Source organism: Moraxella oblonga NBRC 102422, assembly GCF_001598275.1.
GTDB classification, from domain to species: Bacteria; Pseudomonadota; Gammaproteobacteria; order Pseudomonadales; family Moraxellaceae; genus Moraxella; species Moraxella oblonga.
This window is the reverse complement of record NZ_BCYQ01000071.1, coordinates 1-4,950: the sequence shown is the minus strand read 5'-3', so window position 1 is coordinate 4,950 and position 4,950 is coordinate 1. Positions and strand designations below refer to the sequence as shown.

Annotated in this window: 10 protein-coding genes and 1 pseudogene; all 11 read right to left on the bottom strand. The window is 30.7% G+C overall.

The window, feature by feature from the left end:
* On the bottom strand, window positions 1–208 hold a 208-nt coding region (locus MOB01S_RS11755), incomplete at its 3' end, for an SMI1/KNR4 family protein (protein ID WP_218016105.1).
* 9 nt (window positions 209–217) lie between these two features.
* Entirely contained in the window at window positions 218–424 is a 207-nt protein-coding gene (locus MOB01S_RS11750; protein ID WP_066805738.1) for a hypothetical protein, read from the bottom strand.
* A 119-nt stretch (window positions 425–543) separates the two neighbouring features.
* Window positions 544–873: a hypothetical protein gene (locus MOB01S_RS11745; protein ID WP_066805735.1), complete on the bottom strand. Its 330-nt coding sequence runs from the start codon at window positions 871–873 to the stop codon at window positions 544–546.
* Between the two features lie 122 nt (window positions 874–995).
* Window positions 996–1,154, bottom strand: coding sequence for a hypothetical protein (locus MOB01S_RS12490; RefSeq protein ID WP_157073999.1), 159 nt, complete (start codon window positions 1,152–1,154; stop codon window positions 996–998).
* Between the two features lie 88 nt (window positions 1,155–1,242).
* Complete coding sequence (locus MOB01S_RS11740) at window positions 1,243–1,578, bottom strand: CDI system immunity component (RefSeq protein WP_066805732.1); 336 nt, start codon at window positions 1,576–1,578, stop codon at window positions 1,243–1,245.
* Entirely contained in the window at window positions 1,568–1,711 is a 144-nt protein-coding gene (locus MOB01S_RS12485; protein ID WP_157073998.1) for a hypothetical protein, read from the bottom strand. Before MOB01S_RS12485 ends, MOB01S_RS11740 begins: the two co-directional genes overlap by 11 nt.
* 41 nt (window positions 1,712–1,752) lie before the next feature.
* Window positions 1,753–2,172, bottom strand: a complete 420-nt coding sequence (locus MOB01S_RS11735) for a hypothetical protein (protein ID WP_066805724.1) — start codon at window positions 2,170–2,172, stop codon at window positions 1,753–1,755.
* 11 nt (window positions 2,173–2,183) lie between these two features.
* The gene (locus MOB01S_RS11730) at window positions 2,184–2,696 is read right to left on the bottom strand and encodes a CdiA family toxin C-terminal domain-containing protein (RefSeq protein ID WP_066805722.1); all 513 of its coding nucleotides are present in this window, start codon (window positions 2,694–2,696) and stop codon (window positions 2,184–2,186) included.
* 336 nt (window positions 2,697–3,032) lie between these two features.
* Entirely contained in the window at window positions 3,033–3,689 is a 657-nt protein-coding gene (locus MOB01S_RS11725) for an SMI1/KNR4 family protein (RefSeq protein WP_066805720.1), read from the bottom strand.
* Between the two features lie 47 nt (window positions 3,690–3,736).
* Window positions 3,737–4,222: a hypothetical protein gene (locus MOB01S_RS11720; protein WP_066805717.1), complete on the bottom strand. Its 486-nt coding sequence runs from the start codon at window positions 4,220–4,222 to the stop codon at window positions 3,737–3,739.
* Window positions 4,219–4,950 (bottom strand): annotated as a pseudogene (locus tag MOB01S_RS12590) (hypothetical protein); the annotation flags it as partial. The gene MOB01S_RS11720 and the pseudogene MOB01S_RS12590, both read right to left, overlap by 4 nt.

Here is a 4,950-nt window from a genome sequence, read left to right as displayed (position 1 = left end):
TATAGATTTCATCTCCATGCAATATTCCACCAGAACATTTTCCCATTGTCATTAAAAATTCTTTAAATTGACCGTGAATAGGGAAATCATACTTTTGTTCAATTTGTTTGATTTCATCTTCTGTATAGCCCTGAATAAGTTCAGGGCGTTCGATGAAATTATTATATGGGCTTTTGATAGATAATAGGGTTTGAACTAAATGACTCATAAATTACTCCTAAGGCTTGGTACCTGTTGAACCATGCTTAATATGAATTTTGATGTTTTGGTTTAGATTTTTAAAGTCTTGAATTGTCCCACCTGTACCATTTTTGCCACTACAACCATAGCAAGCGCCTTTAAATTCATCTGATGTATTTTGAATATTTAATTTAATACTATCGATATTTGCACCATTTTGATTTTGCTGGGTAATATGACTCATAATTTTCTTTTCTGCATGGTTGCCATTTATTTTGCTTATATTGTTTACACAAGATTTGCATAATTAAAATAGCTAGATTGGTTTTTGCTGACTTTGCAGGAAGTTTACTTCTTAAACTTTTAAAAGAAATCACTTACAACGTTTGTAAAGTATTGATTTATATAATTGTTAAACATAACTCTATCTTTTGTGAAATCCAAAGTTTTTGATAATGCAATACCATTCCATAATTCTCTTGGAAAATCATCAATAGTTGCATATATTGTTGGCAAGAGGTAGCGGTAATAATCCCCCATTTTGGTCTCTCCTTGATAACCCACAGGATAATCATCACCCTCTTGATTACCCTCAACCGCTTGGTAAATGAAAATACCTTTATTGACTACGATATTCACATCACTAAGATTTTTTCTATCTAGTAAATCTTTTTTTAAATCAGATATTAGCATATTGCGGTCATTATTGTTTTTTTATACAATGAAGAATACAAATCCAATATAAAATCACCTTCTTTATTTTTTGGGTAAAAATTATAAATATCAGATTCTTCATTAAGAAAATCATTGATATTTTATAATTTTTCTTTAATGTCATTTTGAGAAAGAATAACTTTTGGAATATTGCCCCAACAATTATTAACCATTAATGCAAGTTTTCCATTTCTATCCATAGCTAACCAAATTACTATAGATCCAAATTCTGGCACCCAATCTAAATTTAACTCATACATATTAATCACCTTTTTTATAACATGCACATTGTCAATAAAAATTTTTCCATTGCTATCTTTATTCAGATTGGCTTTGAATTTTATACCGTTATATTTTGTTGGCTATTTGCTCTTTCTCGTACTCTATCTTTGTTTCATTTTCAAATAAAATCAAGATATCATCGCCATATGCTTCAAAAAATAGATTGGCAATATCTCGTATATTGCTAGAATAGTCTTTATCATTTAAGGCAATTAAAAATATATTTTTAGAAAAAAATCCAAACTCAGCTGTGATTTCTAGTTCTATCTCATTAACTTCATCTGGACTATATAGCAAAAATCTATTTTCAATAAATAAAATTTCACTCTCAGAAATTTTTTGATTAATTGATAATATTTCATCAATTCCTTTTGCAGTATAGCAAAATAAACTAATTGCCATTATTAATCTCCTTTTTGATAAGAAAAATGATGTTAGAATGTTTGTCAATAACAATGACATTTTCTAAGCTATCAATAGGGAATTTTGCAAATTGGGTTTTTAATGTGCCGATATTGACAGTACTATCTGACATATTAATGACTATATTTTTGTCTGACCTTTATCAATTTTTCTTTAATAAAAACCAAAATCTTTAGACAGCCAAATTAAATTCCATACACCAGTATTATTTTGAATATCTATTTTTAAATAATGTTCTATAATGCTTTTTATAAAGGGCTTTATCTCTTCTTTTGTTAATATTTTTTGATCCTCTCCTCTTGATAAATCACCATGCTCATCAGCATCAATATAGAATAAATATCCATCAAATTTTTCGTGGATATTGTGGTCTTCTGCCATATATTCATCCCAGTCCGAAATACCCCAAGCGATATCGCCACCAACATGACCATTTTTAAACCACATCTCAAAACCTCTGATGTCTATTTTGTCTGTTGATAATAAATGAACGAGACAATTTATAACAGTTGCATGTTCATCATCATTTGCATAGTTTTGGTCTGAAAAAATATCATAAGTACTAAATTTCATAAAAAAATCACCTATTTTATAACATGCACATTGTCAATAAAAATTTTTCCATTGTCGTCTTTATTTAGATAGGCTTTGAACTTTATACCGTTATATTCAGTATCATAACCTCTTTCCTTTCCATTGCTAGATTTGAATATTAATACAGCATTATCATATCCATTAACTGCTGCCTTTTGAGCCATTTCTAACATTTCATTATCACTATATATTGTTGGATCATAGACAGTTTTCCTTTCAACTTTTTTGTAGCCAACCATCTGTGTTTGGTTTTGTGGATGATAGCTTGGAACTTGATATTCTATCTCATAAATACCCATTGTAGACGTTGGCGTTGTAGATACAATTTTAACATTGTGTGTATTTTGCAAATTTTCAAATTCCACCTTATTATGCGTGCCTCTTACTTGGGTTTTATTGAAACCGTCAAATTTAGATGCATGGTTTAATAAATCGGCTCTAAATGCAATACCATTCCAATATTGAATTTTAGATTGCCTCTGTCTATCATAAACATTCTCCAAATCCCCATCACCATAGACCTTTGGTAAATCTTTGTTAGTGGGTACATGAGTATTAACCTTTGTGTTGGGGCTAAGAATTTTCTGAGCAAATATTTTTCCTTCTGAATATGTGTATTTTACTCCATTAAAAACAACTGAACCAGCATTTTTTAAGGTAGGTATTAGTGTTACAATTTCTTTGGGTGCCTAAAGCCAGACAGAGCCAGTTTTTATCGTCCGATATTGGAGCGATTGGGGTTTATTGGGGGGGGGGGTGATATAATATAATCCACTGGCACAATGTTATTTGCATAACTTAGTAGGGCTTGGATGAGTTGGTGTCTTGTGGGTAAAATATTATTCATATACTTTTTTTAGAAAAGTATCACAAAGAATATGGGTGATTAAATAACTTCTCTCTACATTAAGAGAGTATAAAATACTGTTATTATAATCAAAATAATACTCCATTGTTGGGTTTTGAATGTCATTCAGTAAAAGTTTTTTATTTATGTATCTAAAATCTATTTTTTGATTTTCTGAAATTTCAGAAATTATTGGTTGATTTTTGTTGATAAAATTTTTATATGTTTTTAAAAGAGATGCAAAAACCAAAGACCAAACATCATAGCAATAAATTTCTCCCAATACAGGCTCATATTTATCATTTAATTTCTGTTCATATATTTCCCCTGTTTCTTTTGATATGCAAAATATACCAGAAAAATCATTTGTTCCAAAATAGGAAAAATTTGGTGGTATGGCGTTATCTGGATGGTCTTCAATGTATATTTCTTTGATTTCTTGAAATGTACAATTTAGGTTGATAGCATCAAAAAATTCTGTTCTAGCACCGCCAAATTGAGCCAAAAAGTCAATATACTCATCATGGTAGGGTAGATTATTGCTTATAAAGAAATCCAAGATTTCTTGTTTATCTACTGGCACAATGTTATTTGCATAACTTAGTAGGGCTTGGATGAGTTGGTGTTTTGTGGGTAATGCAGGTTTCATATTTTCTACCATCCTGTTTAATGGTTGGATTAGTGATATTACTGTTGTTATTGGTTGTTTTGATTTAACTCTATCCATTTTTCAATACTATATATACCGTGAGGTATTTGATAAATAGTATCTACAACCTCAATATAAGCATTTAGGCATTTAGAAATACAGGTTACCAATCCCATAAAATTTTTGTTTAAGTACAAAGGCATAGCATCATTTGAACCCATAGTAAACCCAATAAAGTTTAGCGACTCCCAATTTCTTGAAATATTCTCTATATTTTTTAAACCAAAAGTATTTGAGTCATTTAGGTAGTCAAATACACTATACCAATGATAATCTTCATAATCACTTCTCATAATATAGCAGTCTCCCCCATCTAGAAAGCGTACATTGATACTTGATAATCCCAATAAGCTGTCATATTGTTCTATTGTTCCACAAATATAAAGTTCTTTTATGTTTTTTGTATTTTCAAAAATATCTTTAAATGTAAATTTATCAATATTTTGTGGGATAATATATATTTCTTGACTCATTTTGGATAGCTCTCTATTTTGCCATTTTGAAGTGTAAATCCCCCATCTTTGGTTTCAAAGATGATTATCTTATATTTACCCCCATTACCTTGGAAGGGATAATTTGTGAGTTCATCAACTAGCTGTTGTTTGCTGATATTTGGTGTTTGAATGTGGAGTACGGTATCGTTTAATGTCCCTATCGGTAACTTATGAGGATTATTGCTAGGAAGTGCTTCTGCTTCAAGAATACTTTTTGCGTTTTTATTAATGACAGTCATAACTTTTCTAGGACTAGATGTTTCTAAATTTTTAAGAGATACTGGGATTTTATCACCCAATTGATTAACAAAATAACCCTCGATACCTTGTTGATTTTTAGTTTCCGAGAATTTAAATTCTCCACCACCATTTAAATAAGTAAATTTGCTTGCATCATTATATTCTTTTAAATCTTTTGGCTCACCTGTAATTTTTATGGGTTTATAAAAAACATCCTCATCCCTTCCAATATTATTCTCAACCTTGACCCTATCAACCTCCCTTTCTGCTTGAGCTAACTTATTAGCCCTTGAGGTATTAACAACACCCTTAATCGCTCCAACTCCAGTAGCAACATCTAGACTTAGAACGCTTGTGATGGCATCTTTTTGCTCTTGGCTAAGTTCTTTGGGGTCTTTGCCATATAGGTAGCTTGCCAAGATTGGGGCAGTTTTTTCACTGGTCGCCCCTGCTAAAGCACCTGTGGC

Excerpts from the sequence above, each read along its gene's own strand:
- MOB01S_RS11750 (WP_066805738.1), bottom strand. The coding sequence starts at position 424 with ATGAGTCATATTACCCAGCAAAATCAAAATGGTGCAAATATCGATAGT.
- MOB01S_RS11745 (WP_066805735.1), bottom strand. The coding sequence starts at position 873 with ATGCTAATATCTGATTTAAAAAAAGATTTACTAGATAGAAAAAATCTT.
- MOB01S_RS12490 (WP_157073999.1), bottom strand. The coding sequence starts at position 1,154 with ATGTATGAGTTAAATTTAGATTGGGTGCCAGAATTTGGATCTATAGTA.
- MOB01S_RS11740 (WP_066805732.1), bottom strand. The coding sequence starts at position 1,578 with ATGGCAATTAGTTTATTTTGCTATACTGCAAAAGGAATTGATGAAATA.
- MOB01S_RS12485 (WP_157073998.1), bottom strand. The coding sequence starts at position 1,711 with ATGTCAGATAGTACTGTCAATATCGGCACATTAAAAACCCAATTTGCA.
- MOB01S_RS11735 (WP_066805724.1), bottom strand. The coding sequence starts at position 2,172 with ATGAAATTTAGTACTTATGATATTTTTTCAGACCAAAACTATGCAAAT.
- MOB01S_RS11725 (WP_066805720.1), bottom strand. The coding sequence starts at position 3,689 with ATGAAACCTGCATTACCCACAAAACACCAACTCATCCAAGCCCTACTA.
- MOB01S_RS11720 (WP_066805717.1), bottom strand. The coding sequence starts at position 4,222 with ATGAGTCAAGAAATATATATTATCCCACAAAATATTGATAAATTTACA.